We start from the raw sequence: 18,976 nt of genomic DNA, 5'->3' as shown, positions 1-18,976 counted from the left end.
GATCGCTCCGCGGGGTTTTTGTGTTGCATCGGTGTCGCGCCGGAATTACTCGGCAGCGGCAGCCTTCTTCGCGGCCTTGGCGGCGGAGACGGCGGCGATGTCTTCCTTGATGCGGGCAGCCTTGCCTTCCAGGCTACGCAGGTAGTACAGCTTGGCGCCGCGGACCTTGCCCTTGCGCTTCACTTCCAGCGAGTCGATGGCCGGGCTGTGCGCCTGGAACACGCGCTCCACGCCGGTGCCGTGCGAGATCTTGCGCACGGTGAAGGCCGAATGCAGGCCGCGGCTGCGCTTGGCGATGACGACACCCTCGAACGCCTGGACGCGCTCGCGGTTGCCTTCCTTCACCTTCACGTTGACCACCACGGTGTCGCCAGGGCCGAATTCCGGCAGCTGGCGGGTGATCTGCTCGGCTTCGAACTGTTCAATGAGTTTGTTCATGGCAACACCTGTTTGATAGCAATTGCTGCAGTCACGGTTCGACTGCATCGTTGTGCCGCGTCTGCGATCGTGCATGCTCGCGGCGGAATTCATCCAACAGCGCTCGGGATTCTGCATCCAGCGCGCGCTGCGCCAAAAGGTCGGGACGTCGCAACCAGGTTCGTCCCAGCGATTGCTTCAGGCGCCAGCGGCGAATGGCCGCGTGATCACCGGAAAGCAACACATCCGGTACATCGCCCAGTGCGTCATGCACCGGTTTTGCATAGTGCGGGCAATCGAGCAGGCCATCCGAAAACGAATCCTGCTGCGCCGATTGCGCGTCGTTCAACGCGCCTTCCTGCAAGCGGCCCACGGCATCGATGATCACCGCGGCACCCAGCTCACCACCAGACAGCACATAATCGCCGATGGAGAGCTCCTCGTCGACCTCGTGCGCCAGCAGACGCTCGTCCACACCTTCGTAACGCCCGCAAAGCAAAGCGATGCGCGGCAACTTGGCCAGCGCTTCCACCCTGCCCTGCGTCAGCCGCGCTCCCTGCGGACTGAGGTAAATCACATGCACCGGTTCCGGTGCCGCCTCGCGCACGGCCTTCAAGGCCGCCCGCAAGGGCTGGATCAGCATCACCATCCCGGGCCCGCCGCCGCAGGTGCGGCCGTCCACGGTGCGGTAATTGTCGGTGGCGTAGTCGCGCGGGTTCCAGGTTTCCACCTGCAGCAGCTCACGCTGCTGGGCCCGCCCCACCACACCCACGGCAGCACACTGACGCATGAAGTCGGGAAACAGCGTGACGACATCGATGCGCATGATCCTCAACCCTTGGTGCCGCGCCAGGCGCGCTCAGAATTCAGGATCCCAGTCCACCACCATGCGCCCGCCGGACAAATCCACCGAACGCACATAAGAACCCTGGACGAAAGGAATCAGCCGCTCGCGCGATTCATCCCTTACCACCACGACGTCGTTGGCACCGGTGGCGAACAGGTGAGTGACCCGTCCCAGTACCACGCCTTCCGTGGTGACGACCTCAAGACCTTCGAGGTCGACCCAGTAATACTCGTCCTTGCCGGGAGGTGGCAGCAGCTCGCGGGCGACATAAATGTCTTGCCCCACCAGCGCCGCCGCCGCGTCGCGGCCATCCACTCCAGGAAACTGGGCGATAAGCCCCTTGCCCTGCGGACGACCTTTCACTCCCGCGATCTCGGTTGCCACATCCGGCGCCGTTACGAGCTGCCAGGGTTGGTAACTGAAGATCCGCGTGCGGGGCTCGGTCCAGGATTCGATCTTGAGCCAGCCCTGCACGCCATACAGCCCGACGATGCGTCCGACCAGGACGCGCCGACCGGCTGCCGTCATGCTCAGGCCGCCTGCTGCTTGCCGGCTTCCTTGACCAGGGCGGCGACCTTGTCGGTCAGCTGCGCGCCCTTGCCCACCCACTCCTGCACGCGGGCGAGGTTCAGCTCAAGGCGCTTGTCCTTGCCCGAGGCTACCGGGTTGTAGAAGCCCACGTTCTCGATGCTACGACCGTCGCGCTTGCTGCGCTGGTCGGTGACAACGACGTGGTAGAACGGACGGCCCTTGGCGCCGCCGCGCGAAAGACGAATCTTGACCATAAGTAAAAGCTCCAGAATTGCCGGGATGCCGGCAGCACGCACGAGGCCGTGCGCGGTAAACGCGGCATTTTAATGAATTTGTAGAAAAAAGGAAGACCTGGCAGGCAAAAACCGGCCACCAGGACCGGTCGGGCCGTTCAGCCTCAGCGCATCGGCGGCAAACCGCCACCCATGCCGCCCATGCCCTTCATGGCGCCGCGCATCTGCCGCAGCAGGCCCTTGCTGCCGCCCTTGGACAGCTTGGACATCATCTTTTCCATCTGCATGTACTGCTTGAGCAGACGGTTGACGTCCGCCGGCTGGGTGCCCGAACCGCGTGCCACGCGGGCGCGGCGCGAGCCGTTCAACAGATCCGGATGGCGGCGTTCCTTCTTGGTCATCGACTGGATGATCGCGACCATGCGCTTGATCTCACCGTCGTTGACCTTGGATTTCACGCTATCGGGCAGGCCCGACACGCCCGGCAGCTTGTCCATCAGGCCGGCCAGGCCGCCCATGTTGGTCATCTGCTCGAGCTGGTCGCGCATGTCGTTGAGATCGAAGCGCTTGCCCTTGATGACCTTCTCGGCGAGCTTCTGCGCCTTTTCCTGGTCGACCTTGCGCTCCACTTCCTCGACCAGCGACAGCACGTCGCCCATGCCGAGGATGCGCTGCGCCACGCGGTCGGGATGGAACGGCTCCAGCGCATCGGTCTTCTCGCCGGCACCCAGGAACTTGATCGGGCGGCCGGTGACATAGCGCACCGACAGCGCGGCGCCGCCGCGGGCGTCGCCATCGGTCTTGGTCAGCACCACGCCGGTGAGCGGCAGCGCCTCGGCAAAGGCCTTGGCGGTGTTGGCCGCGTCCTGGCCGGTCATGGAGTCGACCACGAACAGGGTTTCGACCGGGGTGATCGCGGCGTGCAGCGCCTTGATCTCCGCCATCATCGCCTCGTCCACGTGCAGGCGGCCGGCGGTGTCGACCAGCAGCACGTCGACCACTTCGCGGCGCGCGGCGGCGATGGCGTTCCTGGCGATATCGACCGGGTTCTGCCCCGCCTCGGACGGGAAGAACTTCACGCCCACCTGCTCGGCCAGCGTGCGCAGCTGCTCGATGGCGGCCGGACGGTACACGTCGCAGCTCACCACCATCACCTTTTTCTTCTTGCGCTCGGTGAGGAAGCGGGCCAGCTTGGCCACCGTGGTGGTCTTGCCCGCGCCCTGCAGGCCGGCCATCAGCACCACCGCCGGGGGCTGCTGGGCCAGGTTGAGCTCGGTATTGGCCGTGCCCATCAGCGTGGTCAGCTCGTCGCTGACCACCTTCACCAGCGCCTGGCCCGGCGACAGGCTCTTGAGCACTTCCTGGCCCACCGCTCGCACCTTCACGCGCTCGATCAGCGCCTGCACCACCGGCAGGGCCACGTCGGCCTCCAGCAGGGCGATGCGCACTTCGCGCAGCGACTCGCGGATGTTCTCCTCGGTCAGGCGACCGCGCCCACGCAGGCGGTTGACGGTGGCGGATAAGCGTTGGCTGAGCGACTCGAACATAGGGATGCGGCGACGTAAGAGGATCGCAGAGTATAGCGGAGGTCGGCCCGCGGGCCCGCATCGCCCGCCAAACCGCGTCAGATGGCCGCCCGCTGCACAGCCACCCGGCTTACCCCCTACACTTCTCGGTCATGGCCACCACTCTCTTCGCCCTGCTCGCCATCGTGCTCTACCTCACCGCTGCCGGAGGGCTGGCGCGGCCACTGCTGAGCGGCGGGCAGCCACTGAGCCGCTCGGCCCTGTCGCTGGCCGGCGCGGCGGTGCTGATCCACGCGGGCATCCTGCTGAGCATCCATCGCGGCGCGCTGGATCTGCATTTCTTCGCGGCGTTGTCGCTGGTGGCCTGCGTGGTATCGGCACTGACCCTGGTGGTGAATATCTGGCGCCCGGTGGCGGCATTGGGCGTGATCGTTTTTCCGCTCACCGCGCTGCTGCTGGCACTGGATACCTTTGTGGCGCAGCCAACCTCGCCGCAGCCGCTGGAATGGCAGATCAAGCTGCACGTGACGGTGGCGTTGTTCGCCTTCAGCGTGCTGTCCATCGCCGCCGCGCTGGCCATCCTGCTGGCCATCCAGGAGCGCGCGCTGCGCCACCGGCAGCTCGGCCCCTGGCTGCGCGCGCTGCCGCCGCTGACGTTGACCGAAACGCTGCTGTTCCGGCTGATCGGCGCCGGCTTCCTGCTGCTGTCGCTGACCTTGCTCACCGGCATCCTGTTCGTGGACAACCTGTTCGGCCAGCATCTGGTGCACAAGACGGTGCTGTCGATCATCGCGTGGCTGGTGTTCGGCGCCCTGCTCTATGGTCGCTGGCGGCACGGCTGGCGAGGGCGTAGCGCGGTGAACCTCACATTGATCGGCATGGGCGTCCTGCTGCTGGCCTTCTTCGGCACCAAGGCGGTGCTGGAACTGATCCTGCATCGCACGCCCTGAGCGCCATGGCCGCCGACCAGTACGTGCTCACCCTGTCCTGCTCCGATCGCGCGGGCATCGTGGCGGCGGTGTCGGGGCATCTGGCCGGGCGCGGCTGCAATATCGTGGAGGCGCAGCAGTTCGGCGATGCCGAGACGCAACGCTTCTTCATGCGCCTGGTGTTCGAGTCCACCGGCCTGTCGCCGGATGTCTTGCGCGCGGGCTTTGCCAGCGTCGCCGATGCCTTCGCCATGCAATGGACGCTGCGCAACCGCACCCGGCATCGACGGGTATTGCTGCTGGTGTCGAAGTTCGACCACTGCCTGGCCGACGTGCTGTATCGCTGGCGCATCGGCGAGTTGCCGATGGAGATCGTCGGCATCGTGGCCAATCACCCGCGCGACACTTATCGCCACCTGGACTTCGATGCCATTCCGTTCCACCACCTGCCCACCAGCAAGCACGACAAGCCGGCGCAGGAAGCACGGCTATGGGCACTGATCGAGCAAAGCGGTGCCGAACTGGTGGTGCTTGCCCGCTACATGCAGGTGCTGTCGAGTGAGCTGGCGAGCCGGCTGTCCGGCCGCTGCATCAACATCCACCACTCCTTCCTGCCCGGCTTCAAGGGCGCGCGACCGTATCACCAGGCGCATCGGCGCGGCGTCAAGCTGATTGGCGCCACCGCCCATTTCGTGACCGCCGACCTGGATGAAGGCCCGATCATCGAGCAGGACATCGAGCGGGTAAGCCATGGCGATACGCCCGATGACCTGATCCGCATCGGCCGGGATATCGAGCGTCGCGTACTGGCGCGCACGCTGCGGCTCTATCTCGACGATCGCGTGCTGCTCAACGGCGGCAAGACCGTGGTGTTCACTTCCTGAGCTGGAGACCTCCGTGGAACTGATCGGCATGCTTGACTCGCCCTACGTGCGCCGCGCCGCGATTTCGCTGCGTTTGCTGGGCATTCCGTTTACGCATCGCTCGTTGTCCGTGTTCCGCAACTTCGACGCATTCCAGTCGATCAACCCGCTGGTGAAGGCGCCCACCCTGGTGCTGGACAACGGCACGCAACTGGTGGACTCCAGCCTGATCATCGACTGGGCCGAGAACACCAGTGATCGTCCCAGCCTGATGCCACGCGAGCCCGCCGCACGACTGCGCGCACTGCGCCTGATCGGCCTCGCGCTTGCCGCCAGCGAGAAGAGCGTGCAGATCGTGTACGAGCGCCAGCGCGCGCAGGACAAGCGCGACGAGGATTGGCTGCGGCGCGTGCGCGGCCAGTTGCACGCAGCCTATGACCTGCTCGAGCGCGAACTGGATGGCGTCGAAGGCTGGCTGTTCGGCGATGCACCAAGCCAGGCCGACATCACCATTGCCGTGGCATGGGGTTTTACCCAGCTGGTGGTCGCGGATACCGTCGATGCAGCGGCCTATCCGCAATTGGTGGCGTTCTCGGCGCGCGCCGAGCAGCATCCGGATTTTGCGGCGCTGCCACCGGTGTAAGCGCCTCACTCCCGCTTCCTTCTGGAGAGCGGGAGTGAAAAACACTAACGGCAGGCGTCGATGCCCTGCGAGAGCCGCTCCACCGCCACCACTTCCATGTCGCCCACTTTTCCCTTCTTCGGCGCATTGGCCTTGGGCACGATGGCGCGCAGGAAGCCGTGATGCGCCGCTTCCTTCAGGCGTTCCTCGCCATTGGGCACGGGACGGATTTCGCCGGAAAGGCCTACCTCGCCGAACGCGATGGTCTTCTCGGGCAGCGGTCGATCACGCAGGCTGGACAGCACCGCCAGCAGCACCGGCAGGTCGGCTGCGGTTTCCTGCACGCGGATGCCGCCCACCACGTTGACGAAGACGTCCTGGTCATACGCGGCCACGCCGCCATGTCGATGCAATACCGCCAGCAGCATGGCCAGGCGGTTCTGCTCCAGGCCCAGCGCCACGCGCCGCGGATTGCCCAAGGAGGATTGATCCACCAGCGCCTGCACTTCCACCAGCAACGGACGCGTACCCTCGCGCGTCACCATCACCGCGCTGCCCGAGGTCGGGCCGCTGTGGGCGGACAGGAAGATCGCAGAGGGATTGGGTACTTCGCGAAGTCCCTTCTCCGACATGGCGAATACGCCCAGCTCGTTGACTGCGCCAAAGCGGTTCTTGAACGCACGCAGCACACGAAAGCGGCTGCCCGATTCGCCTTCGAAGTACAGCACCGCGTCCACCATGTGCTCGAGCACGCGGGGACCGGCGATACCGCCCTCCTTGGTCACATGGCCGACCAGGAACACCGACGTCCCCGTTTCCTTCGCAAAACGCGTGAGCTTGGCCGCCGACTCGCGTACCTGGCTCACCGAACCCGGCGCGGCGGTGAGCAGTTCGGTCCAGATGGTCTGGATGGAGTCGATCACCAGCACGCGCGGGCGATGGGCCAGCGCCTGCTCGATGATGCGTTCGATGCAGGTTTCCGCCAGCGCATGCAACGGCGCCAGCGGCAGATCGAGCCGCTGCGCGCGCGACGCCACCTGGGCCAGCGATTCCTCGCCGGTGACGTAGACACTGGGCAGCTGCGCGCCGAGCGTACCCAGCATCTGCAACAGCAAGGTGGACTTGCCGATACCCGGGTCGCCGCCGATCAGCACCACCGACCCATCGACCAGCCCGCCGCCCAGCACCCGATCGAGCTCACCGATGCCGGTGAGCGTGCGCGACTCGGCCGTGAGCGCCACCGACGTCAACGGCGTCACCTTGGGCGAGCCCGCCGCGGCCCCGGCGTAACCACTGGTGCTACGCGCGGCGCCCGCGGATTTCACCGCCGGCTGCACCACGAATTCGCTCAAGGTATTCCAGGCGCCGCACTCGATGCACTGGCCTTGCCACTTGGAATGCTCCGCCCCGCAATCGGTACAGACGTAGGCGGTCTTGGCTTTGGCCATGTGGATGTCCCAGGAAGGTGGCGCAATTCGAGCAAGCTTAGCGGGCGTGCATCGCAAACAGCGAGACGCCCTGGCCGCGGTCAGTGTTCGTCTTCGACAAACAGCACGCGACGGGTCATGCCGCAGGTGAGGTCATAGGAGATCGTGCCCGCCCGTGCGGCGATGATCTCCACCGGCAGCTCGGGCCCCCACAAGGTGACGCGGTCGCCCACCTTCGCCTCGGATGCCTGGCGCAGGTCCAGCGTGATCAGGTCCATCGAGACGCGACCGATCAACGGCACCAGCTGATCGCCCACCAGCACGGGCGTGCCGGCGGCCGCGCTGCGTGGATAGCCATCGCCATAGCCCACCGCCGCCACGCCCACCGGCATGTCCTCGGGGCAGGTCCAGGTGCCGTTGTAGCCGATGTGCTCGCCCTTGGCGATGCGATTGATCGCGATCAGCCGCGTGCTCAAGGTCATGGCCGGGCGAAAGCCAAAATCCGCCCCTGTCTTGCCATCCACCACCGAGAGCCCGTACAGCAGGCCGCCGGTACGCACCCAGTCACCGCGCGCCTCGGCCCAGCCAAGCACGGCAGCGGAATTGGACAGCGAACGCGGCCCGCGCAGGCCATGCGTCGCCTCGGCAAAACGGGCGATCTGCGCCAGGGTCTGCGAGCCGCCGAAAACTTCCGACTCGGCGAAATGCGTGAGCAGGCCGATCTCCGGATCGATACCCGGCATCGCCGCCAACTGCCCATGTACGAACGCCACCGCCTCCGGCGCGAAGCCGAGCCGATGCATGCCGCTATCCACCTTGAGCCACACGCGCAGCGCGCCACGTGCCGGCGATGCCTCGTTCAGCCAGTGCAGCTGCGCTTCGTGATGGATCGCCGCATCGAGGTTCAAGCGCTGCATTTCCGCGATATCGCTGGCGCGATCCGGGCCGGATAGCACGACGATGCGCTGGCGATGGCCCGCCGCGCGCAGGCGCAGGCCATCACCCAAGGCGGCCACCGCGAAGGCGTCGGCAGCGCCATCGAGCGCACGCGCCACGCGCTCGAGTCCGTGCCCATAGGCATCGGCTTTCACCACTGCCATCACCTTCGCCGGCGCGGCCAGCTCCTTGATGCGAGTGAGGTTATGGCGCAGCGCGCCCAGATGGATGGTGGCGACAGTTGTACGACTCATGCCTGCTTGGCGCGGAACGACGGCGCGATAGGTAACTTGAAGGGAACGGGCCTGCCAGCCCGGGCGTGGCATGAAGCTTAGCAGCCGCGCCCGATCCTGGCGGACTCAACGGAGCAGCAGCGTAAGTCGCGGGGACGACATGCCCCGGGCACGCTCATGGCAATCTCCGGGCGACTGGCCACGCATCCCTCAATGGTTATCGCGGCTATCGCAGCGCTCGATAGCGACGCGACGAGCCTTGTCGTACTCCGGCCGGGTCATGGCGCCCGAGGCCAATGCGTTCTGCAAATCCGTCATCTGCTTGCCGCAGGTGTCGTTGTTCTGCACGACCCGGGTACTGCTGCCGCAGCCGGCCAGCGCCATGCAGGAGCCCATCAAGCACGTCAGGATCAATGATCTGTTCATGGCAGCACCCGGTCAGATGACACCCATCACCAGCAACACGATGAGGACGATGAGAAGTACGCCCAGCCCACCGCTGGGCCCATAACCCCACGAACGGCTATATGGCCACGCAGGCACGACACCAAGCAGAAGCACCACGATCACCAGCAGCAGGATCAGCGACATGTGTTTTACCTCGTTGGGAAAATCGCCTACGAGGCTGCGCCCAGGCATGTGAATCTCCCAGGTGCATGATGTGCACGGCGTGCATAGAGCGCCCCTGGTACAGGCGGGATTCCGCAAGCGGAATGGTGCCTAAACCCATCGGCACGGCATCGCGGCCACTCCACCGTGGTGGAATGGCACGCCGGATCGTCGTGCGGATCGCCAGCTTATTCGAAGGCGCCGACAAAGGAGTCGGGCGCGTAGTTCTCGAACTTGGTGTAGTGCCCCAGGAAGGTGAGCTTCACCGTGTCGGTCGGGCCGTTACGCTGCTTGCCGATGATGATTTCGGCGAGGCCCTTGTCCGGCGATTCCTTGTTGTAGTACTCGTCGCGGTAGATGAACATGATCACGTCCGCGTCCTGCTCGATAGCGCCCGATTCGCGCAGGTCGGACATCATCGGGCGCTTGTCGGCGCGCTGTTCCAGCGAGCGGTTCAACTGCGACAGTGCGATCACCGGACAGTTGAGTTCCTTGGCCAGGCCCTTCAGCGAGCGCGAGATCTCCGAGATTTCGGTCGCGCGATTTTCCTTCATGCCCGGCACCTGCATCAGCTGCAGGTAGTCGATCACGATCAGGCCAAGGCCGCCGTGCTCGCGATGCAGTCGACGCGAGCGCGAGCGCATTTCCACCGGCGAGAGACCGGGCGTATCGTCGATGAAGATCTTCGCCTCGGAGAGCAGCGCGATGGCGTTGGTGACGCGCGGCCAGTCCTCTTCGGCCAGGTCGCCGTTACGCAGGTGCTGCGCGTGGATGCGGCCGACCGAGGAAATCATGCGGAAGGCCAGCTGCGAGGCCGACATTTCCATCGAGAAGATCGCCACCGGCTTTTTGCCACGCATGGCGACCGCTTCGGCGATGTTCACCGAGAACGCCGTCTTGCCCATCGAGGGACGCGCCGCGACGATGATCAGGTCGGAGGGCTGCAGGCCCGAGGTGAGCTCGTCCAGATCGGAAAAGCCGGTGGAAACGCCGGTGAGCTGGCCCTTGTTCTCGAAGCGCTCGGACAGGATGCGGAACGCGTCCTTGACCGCCTCGCGCATCGACACCGTATCTTTCTTGCCGCGGGCGCCCGACTCGGCGATCTTGAACACCGCCTGCTCGGCGCGTTCGAGCACCTCCTGCACGCCCATCCCTTCGGGCCGATAGCCGTCCTCGGCGATGCCCGTGCCGGCGTCGATCAGCTGGCGCAGCACCGACTTCTCGCGCACGATTTCCGCATAGGCGGCAATGTTCGCCGCGCTCGGCGTGGTGTTGGCCAGTTCGATCAGGTAGGAGGCGCCACCGATCATCTCGCCCAGGCCGTTGGCCTCGAACCAATCGCCCAGGGTCACCGCATCGCACGGCATGCCCTTGCCCGCCAGCTCGGTGATGGCGCGCCAGATCAGGCGGTGGTCCTTGCGGTAGAAGTCCTGCTCGCTCAGGCGATCGGCCACCTTGTCCAACGAGTCCGGGGACAGCATCAGGCCACCCAGCACGGCCTGCTCCGCGTCGACCGAATTCGGCGGCACGCGCAGCGCGTCGATGTTGGAAGGAGGCTTGCGCTCGGAACGACCGCGGCGCTCCGGGCGATCGGAACGATCAGAAACGAAGGGCATCAAGATTCCTCGCAGCGGACCGGCACGCATTCGCCGGTGGCATGACGTTGGGTACAGAGCATACGCGGCGCCATCTCAGGTCGCGAGACCATAACTCTGTGGATAAGCTGTGTGCAGCAGTGGATAAGTACTGGCACAAAAGCAGACGGGCGCCCAGGGGCGCCCGTCCGGGTACAGCATTGGCGATGGGACGGCTTACTTTTCGCCGACCACGATCACCGCGACCTGGGTCTGCACGTCGGCGTGCAGCGCGATCACGGCGGTGAACTCGCCGGTGTTGCGGATCGGGCCTTCGCCCTGGATCACTTCGCCCTTGTGGACGTCGTGACCGGCGGCCTGCAGGGCCTCGGCGATTTCGCGCGGGCCGACCGAGCCGTACAGCTTGCCTTCCGGGCTGGCGTTCGCGGTGATCGTCACCGAGACGCCTTCCAGCTTGGCCTTGCGGCCTTCGGCGCCCGACAGCTGGGCGTGGGCCTTGGCTTCATACTCGGCGCGACGCTTCTCGAAGGCTTCGAGGTTGGCGGCGGTGACCGGCACGGCCTTGCCCTGCGGCAGGAGGTAGTTACGGCCGTAACCCGGCTTCACATTGACCTTGTCGCCAAGGTTGCCGAGGTTGCGGACTTTCTCGAGAAGAATGAGCTGCATGATGGTTCCTTTTCGTTAGCACCGGTGTGGCCCGGCGCAGCCGTGGACGGTTGTCCGAAGAGTTGAATCACGCCCGGCTTTCGGCCGGGCGTGAGCCACGATCAGACGTCGTGGTTGTCGGTGTACGGCAGCAGGGCCAGGAAGCGAGCGCGCTTGATGGCGGTCGCCAGCTGACGCTGGTAGCGGGCCTTGGTGCCGGTGATGCGGCTGGGAACGATCTTGCCGTTCTCGGTCACGTACTGGCGCAGGGTGTTGAGATCCTTGTAGTCGATCTCTTTGACCTTTTCGGCCGTGAAGCGGCAGAACTTGCGGCGGCGGAAGAACTTGGACATGTCTGTGCTCCTGATCAGTCGTCGCTGTCGCGATCGTTGTCACGGTCATCGCGGTCGCGACGGGCCGGACGCTCATCACCATCGCTGTCGTCGTCGCGACGGCGCGAGGACTTGGCGTCATCCTTTTCCTTGCTCTTGAGGATGAACGACTGCTCGGTGTCGGCCTCGTCGCGACGGATCACGAGGTGGCGCAGCACGGCGTCGTTGAAGCGGAAGCCCGACTCCAGCTCGTTCAGCGCGTTCTGGCTGACTTCGATGTTGAGCATGACGTAGTGAGCCTTGGCCAGGTTCACGATGGGGTACGCCAGCTGGCGACGGCCCCAGTCTTCCAGGCGGTGGATCTTGCCGCCGTCGGTCTCGATCAACGCCTTGTAGCGCTCGATCATCGCCGGAACCTGCTCGCTCTGGTCAGGGTGGACCAGAAACACGACTTCGTAATGTCGCAGGGACATTGTTGGGTAACTCCTTGTGGATGCGGCCGTTATGGCCTCGCAGCCTCCCGCCCTATGCGGTGAGGCAAGGTTCCATCCGGTCCCTTGGGGAACGGACAGAAGCGGAATTGTAAGGTAGTTAAGAGGATGGAGGCAAGTGGTTGAAAAACCGGGGCTTACCTAGCGCCGCGCGGGCCGGTGCGAAACGGGCCGCCTCAGCCGACCGTAAAGCTCTCGCCGCAGCCGCACTCGCCGGTGGCGTTGGGGTTGTGGAACACAAAGGCCGCGTTCAACCCCTGGCGCTGGAAATCGATCACCGTGCCGTCGACCAGCGGCAGGCTCTTGCCGTCCACGATGAGCGGCACGCCGTCCACGTCGACCAGCTGATCGCCCTCGCCCACGGCGTCGGCCAGATCGACCACGTAGCCGAAACCCGAGCAACCCGTGCGCTTGACGCCAAAGCGCACGCCCGCGGCGCCGGGGGTACCGGCAAGGAAATTGCGCATGCGTTCGCTGGCGGCGGGGGTGATCGTGATGGTCATGGGCAGTGCAACTACCGGTGGTTTCGATGGTCGGAGTCGGGTGCGAAGGGTCGCTACCTGAACGATGCGTACATTATCATGCCGAGTTCGTCTTACGCGTCCGATATGCGGCGCCCAGCAGGAGTTTCAATCCATGACGGTGGTTAGCGTCAAACAGGCTCTCTCCGGCAGCATCGAAGCCGGCAGCATCGTGACGGTCCGTGGCTGGGTCCGCACCCGGCGCGATTCCAAGGCTGGCCTGTCCTTCGTGAATGTGAGCGACGGCTCCTGCTTCGACCCGATCCAGGCCGTGGTTACCGACCAGCTGGCCAATTACGAGAGCGAGGTGAAGCACCTCACCGCCGGCGCGGGCGTGATCATCACCGGCACGCTGGTGGCCTCGCAGGGCAAGGGCCAGCGTTTCGAGATCCAGGCCAGCGACGTGGTCGTTACCGGCTTCGTGGACGATCCGGAAACCTACCCGATCCAGCCCAAGCAGCATTCGATGGAGTTCCTGCGCGAAGTGGCGCACCTGCGCCCGCGCACCAATCTGTTCGGCGCGGTCACCCGCGTGCGCCACACCATGATGACGGCGATCCACCGCTGGCTCACCAGCCAGGGCTTCTTCTGGATCAACACGCCGATCATCACCACCTCCGATGCCGAAGGCGCGGGCGACATGTTCCGCCTGTCGACGCTGGACCTGGCCAACCTGCCGCGCACCGAGAACGGCAAGATCGATTTCCGCAAGGATTTCTTCGGCCGCGAAGCCTTCCTTACCGTGTCGGGCCAGCTCAACGTCGAGGCCTACTGCCTGGCGATGAGCAAGGTATATACCTTCGGCCCCACCTTCCGCGCCGAAAACTCCAACACGCCGCGCCACCTGGCCGAGTTCTGGATGGTGGAGCCGGAAATCGCCTTTGCCGATCTCAATGCCGACGCCGATTGCGCCGAGGGTTTCCTCAAGGCGATCTTCAAGGCCGTGCTGGAGGAGCGCCCGGACGACATGGCGTTCTTCGCCGAGCGCGTGCAGCCCGATGCCATCAGCCGCCTCGAAGCCTTCATCGCGCAGCCGTTCGAACGCATCGACTACACCGAGGCGGTGGAGATCCTCAAGAAGTCCGGCCAGAAGTTCGAGTTCCCGGTCGCCTGGGGCATCGACCTGCAGACCGAGCACGAGCGCTATCTGGCCGAGAAGCACGTCGGCCGCCCGGTGGTGGTGATGAACTACCCCGAGCAGATCAAGGCGTTCTACATGCGCCTCAACGACGACGAAAAGACCGTCGCCGCGATGGACGTGCTGGCCCCGGGCATCGGCGAGATCATCGGCGGCAGCCAGCGCGAGGAGCGCCTGGACTATCTCGACCGCCGCATGGTCCAGTTCGGCCTCGATCCGGCCACCTACGGCTGGTATCGTGACCTGCGCCGTTACGGCACCGTGCCGCACGCGGGCTTCGGCCTCGGCTTCGAACGCCTGCTGGTCTATGTGTGCGGCTTGTCCAACATCCGTGACGCCATCCCCTATCCGCGCGCGGCGGGGACGGCGGAATTCTGATCCGCACGACCCTCTTATGCGCTATCGCCTGATCGCTGCCACCGCCCTCGTCTTCGTCGCCGTTTTCATCGGCGGCTGCCACAGCGTGAAAGCGCTGGTGCCGCCGAACCTGCGGCCCCCCGAAGACAGCAGCACCAGCCTCGACCAGGCCAAGGCCAAGTTGCAGCAGGCCACCCCCTGCTGCACCACGTTTGCGGATTTCTCGTTCCAGAACACGCTGCCCTGGCAGCCGAAGAAATTCGTCCTGGGGCCGGGCAGCATGGTCGCCAACCTCAATGGCGAGCGCAGCTATTTCCTCGCCTTTGCGTTGCCGCGCGAAACCCAGTTTCCCTATCGCATCGCCTTCAAGTCGGAATTGAACGGGCGCTGGCTGCGTGCAAGCTATCTGTTCGCCCCCACGGCGGTGGTGCTGGACGATGCATTCCAGCCGATCAACACACAGGACGTAGGCCTGTGCGAGCACATGGGCTGGACCGATGAAAGCACCGGCGCGTTCGGCAGCATCGAAGTCACCGACAAGCGCGCGCGTTACCTGGTGCTGTACAGCTCGGCCAAGCAGCAGGCGGGCAGCACCTACTGGGAGCAATCCCCGGCGGCGTTCTCCGCCGAAGCGCCGGTAAAGATGGCGGCGGCCGGCACCTTCAAGGTGCCGCATGGCCCGGATGGCACCGTATGGCTCGGCATGATGGACAAGACCTACAAGGATGCCGTCGACAACGCCATCTGTGCCAAGCCCGCGCCGGGCAACGGCGTGCTGAGCACGCTGCGCAACGTGATTCCGCTGCCCGGCGCGTCGGGCAGCGGCAACGACAGCAAGACCGATACGTCCAACGGCACGGACAAGAACAGCAACCCTCCGTCGGACGCTGGCAGCTCGTCGAAGAGTTGACGACGCCACTCCCGGCCCACCCAAGACAGGCACGGCATGATCGCGTTTTACCTGACACTTCTGATGGCCGGCGTCGCCTGCTTTCTGCTGCATTTCGCGGCGCAGTACCGCGTCGCTTCGCTGCTGCGCCGCAAACATCCGCACGAGTGGCAGATCATTGCCGAAGCCGATGGCCAGAAGGCCAGCCTGCTGCGCACCTGGATGCGCCTGCAGCTGGCGTTGCGCTCGCCGGTGTTGCCCGCGCTGGAAGACCACGCCGTCACGCGCTGGCGACTGGCCTGGCGCTACAGTCTGTGGGTGGCCTGGGCCTGCTGGTTCGGTGCGCTCGGCATCCAACTCAACGCACGCTAGTTTCACTCCCCTAAGGAGCCCGTCATGTTGCTGGACCTGAGTGGACGTCATGCCCTGGTATGCGGTGCTTCGCAGGGCATCGGTCGCGCCAGCGCGATCGAACTGGCCGAGCTGGGCGCCAGCGTCACCGTGCTGGCCCGTTCGCCCGATGCGCTGAAGGCCGTGGCCGATGCCCTGCCCCATCGTCACGGCCAGCGACACCGCTGGTTTGCGGTGGACATGCAGCAGACGGACAACCTGCGCCTGGCGCTGGCCGACATCGTGGCCGATCAACCGATCGACATCCTGGTCAACAACACCGGCGGTCCGCCGGCCGGCCCGGCCTATGCCGCCGACACGGAAGCCTTCGAGACAGCCTTCCGCCAACACCTGCTGGCCGGCCAGACGCTGGTGCAGGCACTGCTGCCCGGCATGAAGGCGAGTGGCTACGGGCGCATCGTCAACGTCATCTCCACCTCGGTGAAGGAGCCGGTCGCCGGCCTGGGCGTGTCCAACACCGTGCGCGCGGCCGTAGCGGCGTGGGCCAAAACGCTTGCGGGCGAACTGGCGGCCGATGGCATCACCGTCAACAACGTGTTGCCCGGCTACACCCGCACCGCCCGGCTGGATAGCCTGCTCGCCGCGCAGGCGCGCAGCAGCGGCCGCAGCGAAGACGAGGTGGCGCAGGCCATGCTGTCCACCGTGCCGGCGCGCCGCTTCGCCGAGGCGGCGGAAGTGGCCTCGGTGGTGGCGTTCCTGTGCACGCCGGCGGCCGCTTACGTCAACGGCGTGAGCATTGCGGTGGATGGCGGACGGACGCGCTCGCTGAGCTGAGCGCGCCAGGATACGCCTGCGTCCGGTGCAATTGGCCGGCACTGGCCTTAAGCTTGCGCCGATGCCAAACCTGCGCCTCGCCAACCTGATCGACGGTCGCCTGCAGGCGCCACGCAATGATCGCTGGCTGGACGTGTTCGAGCCCGCGATCGGCCGGGTGTTTGCGCGATGCCCGGACTCTTCGCCTGACGATGTCGCCGATGCCGTGGCCGCTGCGCAGCGCGCCGCTCCCGGCTGGGGCGCCACGCCCGCCGAGCAGCGCGCCCGCTTGCTGCACCGGCTGGCCGACCTGATCGAGGCACGCCTGGAGGATTTCGCGGCGCTGGAGTCGCGCGACAACGGCAAGCCACTGAGCCTGGCGCGCAGTCTCGATATTCCACGCGCCGTGTCCAACCTGCGCTACTTCGCCGCCGCCATCGTGCCGTGGAGCAGCGAATCGCACGCGATGGAAATCGGCGCGATCAACTACACGCTGCGCCAGCCGCTGGGCGTGGTCGGTTGCATCAGCCCGTGGAACCTGCCGCTGTACCTGTTCACCTGGAAAATCGCACCGGCACTCGCGGCCGGCAACGCGGTGGTGGCCAAGCCGTCGGAGATCACGCCCTGCACCGCCGCCCTGTTGGGTGAGCTGAGCATCGAAGCAGGCTTCCCGCCCGGCGTGCTGAACATCGTGCAAGGCCGTGGCCCCAGTGTGGGTCAGGCCATCGTCGAACACCCGGCGGTGAAAGCGGTGTCGTTTACCGGCAGCACGCGCACCGGCGCGCAGATCGCCACCGCCGCGGCGCCGCAATTCAAGAAACTGTCGCTGGAACTCGGCGGCAAGAATCCTGCCGTAGTGTTCGAAGATGCGGAGCTGAGCGATGCGAACCTCGACACCATCGTGCGCTCGGGCTTCGCCAACCAGGGCGAAATCTGCCTGTGCGGCTCGCGCCTGCTGGTGCAGCGCTCCATCTACGACGCCTTCCGCGAGCGCTACCTGGCCCGCGTGCAGGCGCTGCGCGTGGGCGATCCGCATGACAGCGCCAGCGATCTCGGCGCGCTGGTATCGCGGGAGCATTTCGACAAGGTCCTGGGCTGCATCGCGCAGGCGCGCGCCGAAGGTGGCCGCGTGCTGTGCGGTGGCCATGCGGTGACGGTGCCCGATCGCTGCGCCGAAGGCTGGTTCGTGGCGCCCACGGTCATCGAGGGCCTGGGCAATGATGCCGTCACCAATCAGCACGAAATCTTCGGCCCGGTGGTCAGCCTGATCCCGTTCGAGGACGAGGACGACGCGCTGGCCATCGCCAACGGTTCCGGCTATGGCCTGGCCGCCTCGGTGTGGACGCGCGAGCTGTCCCGCGCGCACCGCTTCGGCGCGCAACTGGACTTCGGCATCGTGTGGATCAACTGCTGGCTGCTGCGCGACCTGCGCACGCCCTTCGGCGGCACCAAGCAATCCGGGCTTGGCCGCGAAGGCGGCACGGAAGCGCTGCGCTTCTTCACCGAACCGAAAAACATCTGCATACGCTATTGAGAATACCGCCGTGAAAAGCCCGCTACAGAACCTGATCGACAGCAACCGTGCATGGTCGGCCGCCGTGCGCGCGCAGGACCCGCGATTCTTCGAACGCCTCGCCCAGCAGCAGGCGCCGAAGTACCTGTGGATCGGCTGCTCCGATTCGCGCGTGCCGGCCACGCAGATCGTGGATCTGCCGCCGGGCGACATCTTCGTGCAGCGCAACGTCGCCAACGTGGTGTCGCATACCGACCTCAACTGCCTCAGCACCATCCAGTTCGCCGTCGACGTGCTCAAGGTCGAGCACATCCTGGTGGTGGGCCACTATGGCTGCGGCGGCGTGCAGGCGGTGCTGGACGAACGCCGCCTCGGCCTGGTCGACAACTGGCTGCGCCATGTCGGCGACGTGGCGCAGAAGCACTCCACGATGCTGTCCTCCATCGACATGATGCACCTGCGCAACAGCCGCCTGTGCGAGCTCAACGCGATCGAGCAGGTGGTCAACGTCTGCCATACCACGATGGTGATGGACGCCTGGGAGCGCGGCCAGAAACTGTCCGTGCACGCCTGGTGCTACAGCCTGTTCGACGGCCACGTGAACGATCTGGGCATGCACGTCAGCGCACGCGAGGAGTTGTGGCCCGCCTACCAAAGCGCGCTGCAGCGCCTTGGCACCGTGCCCGAGTTCAATCGATGAGCGATGTCGTACGCACCGAACAGGCGCCGGCGCCGGTCGGTGCCTATCCACACGCACGGCGCGTGGGCGACCTGCTGTTTCTCTCCGGCGTGGGTCCGCGCACGCCGGGAACCAACGTCATTCCCGGCAATGTGCATGATGCCCAGGGCACGCTGGTCGGTTACGACATCGAGGCACAGTGCCGCCAGGTGTTCGCCAACGTCCGCGCGGTGCTGGAAGCCAGTGGCGCGCGCTGGGAGGACCTGGTCGACGTGACGGTGTTTCTCACCGACATGGCACGCGACTTTCCCATCTACAACCGGCTTTACGCGGAGTACTTCGCCGGCGTCGATGCCTGCCGCACCACGCTGGGCATCACTGCGCTGCCCACGCCGATTGCGATCGAACTCAAGTGCATCGCGGCCTTGCGCCGCTGAGCCGATGCGCAAACAAAAACCCCGACGTGGTGGCGTCGGGGT

The 18,976-nt window shown here is 65.7% G+C and carries 24 protein-coding genes; 10 read left to right on the top strand and 14 right to left on the bottom strand.

The features are described from left to right. Window positions 1-45: 45 nt before the first annotated feature. From rplS to ffh, 5 genes are all read right to left on the bottom strand, one after another. A complete protein-coding gene (gene rplS, locus MJ606_RS12135; protein ID WP_243049775.1) occupies window positions 46-438 on the bottom strand; it encodes a 50S ribosomal protein L19 in 393 nt (130 codons plus the stop codon). Between the two features lie 31 nt (window positions 439-469). Next, window positions 470-1,243 carry a tRNA (guanosine(37)-N1)-methyltransferase TrmD gene (gene trmD / locus MJ606_RS12130; protein ID WP_243049774.1) on the bottom strand — a complete coding sequence of 258 codons (774 nt, stop codon included), beginning with the start codon at window positions 1,241-1,243 and terminating at the stop codon, window positions 470-472. Between the two features lie 33 nt (window positions 1,244-1,276). Beyond that, window positions 1,277-1,792 (bottom strand): ribosome maturation factor RimM, encoded by a 516-nt coding sequence (gene rimM, locus MJ606_RS12125; RefSeq protein ID WP_243049773.1) that lies wholly within the window; start codon window positions 1,790-1,792, stop codon window positions 1,277-1,279. Window positions 1,793-1,794: 2 nt separating this feature from the next. After that, a complete protein-coding gene (gene rpsP / locus MJ606_RS12120; protein ID WP_199096083.1) occupies window positions 1,795-2,049 on the bottom strand; it encodes a 30S ribosomal protein S16 in 255 nt (84 codons plus the stop codon). Between the two features lie 143 nt (window positions 2,050-2,192). After that, entirely contained in the window at window positions 2,193-3,575 is a 1,383-nt protein-coding gene (ffh, locus tag MJ606_RS12115) for a signal recognition particle protein (protein WP_243049772.1), read from the bottom strand. 131 nt (window positions 3,576-3,706) lie between these two features. On the opposite strand from ffh, the gene ccsA reads away from it, so the two are divergent. The 3 genes from ccsA to MJ606_RS12100 are packed head-to-tail and all read left to right on the top strand — an operon-like array spanning window position 3,707 to window position 5,989. Next, the gene (ccsA, locus tag MJ606_RS12110; RefSeq protein ID WP_243049771.1) at window positions 3,707-4,504 is read left to right on the top strand and encodes a cytochrome c biogenesis protein CcsA; all 798 of its coding nucleotides are present in this window, start codon (window positions 3,707-3,709) and stop codon (window positions 4,502-4,504) included. Window positions 4,505-4,509: 5 nt separating this feature from the next. After that, complete coding sequence (gene purU / locus MJ606_RS12105) at window positions 4,510-5,367, top strand: formyltetrahydrofolate deformylase (protein ID WP_243049770.1); 858 nt, start codon at window positions 4,510-4,512, stop codon at window positions 5,365-5,367. Between the two features lie 13 nt (window positions 5,368-5,380). After that, window positions 5,381-5,989, top strand: a complete 609-nt coding sequence (locus MJ606_RS12100; protein ID WP_243049769.1) for a glutathione S-transferase — start codon at window positions 5,381-5,383, stop codon at window positions 5,987-5,989. A 44-nt stretch (window positions 5,990-6,033) separates the two neighbouring features. On the opposite strand, the gene radA is transcribed toward MJ606_RS12100, so the two are convergent. From radA to MJ606_RS12055, 9 genes are all read right to left on the bottom strand, one after another. Further along, the gene (radA, locus tag MJ606_RS12095) at window positions 6,034-7,416 is read right to left on the bottom strand and encodes a DNA repair protein RadA (RefSeq protein WP_243049768.1); all 1,383 of its coding nucleotides are present in this window, start codon (window positions 7,414-7,416) and stop codon (window positions 6,034-6,036) included. A gap of 80 nt (window positions 7,417-7,496) precedes the next feature. Continuing rightward, window positions 7,497-8,585, bottom strand: coding sequence for an alanine racemase (gene alr / locus MJ606_RS12090; protein ID WP_243049767.1), 1,089 nt, complete (start codon window positions 8,583-8,585; stop codon window positions 7,497-7,499). Window positions 8,586-8,774: 189 nt separating this feature from the next. Further along, window positions 8,775-8,990 (bottom strand): YgdI/YgdR family lipoprotein, encoded by a 216-nt coding sequence (locus tag MJ606_RS12085; protein ID WP_243049766.1) that lies wholly within the window; start codon window positions 8,988-8,990, stop codon window positions 8,775-8,777. A 12-nt stretch (window positions 8,991-9,002) separates the two neighbouring features. Continuing rightward, the gene (locus MJ606_RS12080) at window positions 9,003-9,155 is read right to left on the bottom strand and encodes a DUF3309 family protein (protein WP_243049765.1); all 153 of its coding nucleotides are present in this window, start codon (window positions 9,153-9,155) and stop codon (window positions 9,003-9,005) included. 206 nt (window positions 9,156-9,361) lie between these two features. Further along, window positions 9,362-10,789, bottom strand: coding sequence for a replicative DNA helicase (locus tag MJ606_RS12075; protein WP_243049764.1), 1,428 nt, complete (start codon window positions 10,787-10,789; stop codon window positions 9,362-9,364). 195 nt (window positions 10,790-10,984) lie between these two features. Next, entirely contained in the window at window positions 10,985-11,434 is a 450-nt protein-coding gene (rplI, locus tag MJ606_RS12070) for a 50S ribosomal protein L9 (protein ID WP_243049763.1), read from the bottom strand. 101 nt (window positions 11,435-11,535) lie between these two features. Beyond that, window positions 11,536-11,766 carry a 30S ribosomal protein S18 gene (gene rpsR, locus MJ606_RS12065; RefSeq protein WP_017462785.1) on the bottom strand — a complete coding sequence of 77 codons (231 nt, stop codon included), beginning with the start codon at window positions 11,764-11,766 and terminating at the stop codon, window positions 11,536-11,538. 14 nt (window positions 11,767-11,780) lie between these two features. Then, window positions 11,781-12,218, bottom strand: coding sequence for a 30S ribosomal protein S6 (gene rpsF, locus MJ606_RS12060; RefSeq protein WP_243049762.1), 438 nt, complete (start codon window positions 12,216-12,218; stop codon window positions 11,781-11,783). A gap of 194 nt (window positions 12,219-12,412) precedes the next feature. After that, on the bottom strand, window positions 12,413-12,739 hold the full coding sequence (locus MJ606_RS12055) for an iron-sulfur cluster assembly accessory protein (protein ID WP_243049761.1): 327 nt from the start codon (window positions 12,737-12,739) through the stop codon (window positions 12,413-12,415). Window positions 12,740-12,872: 133 nt separating this feature from the next. Between MJ606_RS12055 and asnS the strand changes: the two genes are divergently transcribed. The 7 genes from asnS (at window position 12,873) to MJ606_RS12020 (ending at window position 18,934) form a co-directional block, all read left to right on the top strand. Beyond that, window positions 12,873-14,273 carry an asparagine--tRNA ligase gene (gene asnS / locus MJ606_RS12050; protein WP_243049760.1) on the top strand — a complete coding sequence of 467 codons (1,401 nt, stop codon included), beginning with the start codon at window positions 12,873-12,875 and terminating at the stop codon, window positions 14,271-14,273. 16 nt (window positions 14,274-14,289) lie between these two features. Beyond that, the gene (locus tag MJ606_RS12045; protein ID WP_243049759.1) at window positions 14,290-15,162 is read left to right on the top strand and encodes a MalM family protein; all 873 of its coding nucleotides are present in this window, start codon (window positions 14,290-14,292) and stop codon (window positions 15,160-15,162) included. Between the two features lie 36 nt (window positions 15,163-15,198). Beyond that, on the top strand, window positions 15,199-15,513 hold the full coding sequence (locus MJ606_RS12040) for a hypothetical protein (protein WP_243049758.1): 315 nt from the start codon (window positions 15,199-15,201) through the stop codon (window positions 15,511-15,513). A gap of 24 nt (window positions 15,514-15,537) precedes the next feature. Continuing rightward, window positions 15,538-16,326: an SDR family oxidoreductase gene (locus MJ606_RS12035; protein ID WP_243049757.1), complete on the top strand. Its 789-nt coding sequence runs from the start codon at window positions 15,538-15,540 to the stop codon at window positions 16,324-16,326. Window positions 16,327-16,387: 61 nt separating this feature from the next. Continuing rightward, entirely contained in the window at window positions 16,388-17,839 is a 1,452-nt protein-coding gene (locus MJ606_RS12030; protein ID WP_243049756.1) for an aldehyde dehydrogenase, read from the top strand. Window positions 17,840-17,849: 10 nt separating this feature from the next. Then, window positions 17,850-18,518 (top strand): carbonate dehydratase, encoded by a 669-nt coding sequence (gene can / locus MJ606_RS12025; RefSeq protein WP_243049755.1) that lies wholly within the window; start codon window positions 17,850-17,852, stop codon window positions 18,516-18,518. Continuing rightward, the gene (locus MJ606_RS12020) at window positions 18,515-18,934 is read left to right on the top strand and encodes a Rid family hydrolase (RefSeq protein WP_243049754.1); all 420 of its coding nucleotides are present in this window, start codon (window positions 18,515-18,517) and stop codon (window positions 18,932-18,934) included. Before can ends, MJ606_RS12020 begins: the two co-directional genes overlap by 4 nt. Window positions 18,935-18,976: the final 42 nt, after the last annotated feature.

The sequence above is a fragment of the Dyella sp. RRB7 genome (assembly GCF_022761115.1).
Taxonomy (GTDB): Bacteria; Pseudomonadota; Gammaproteobacteria; order Xanthomonadales; family Rhodanobacteraceae; genus Dyella.
The sequence above is the reverse complement of the archived record's forward strand: the minus strand, read 5'-3'. Positions and strand labels throughout refer to the sequence as shown.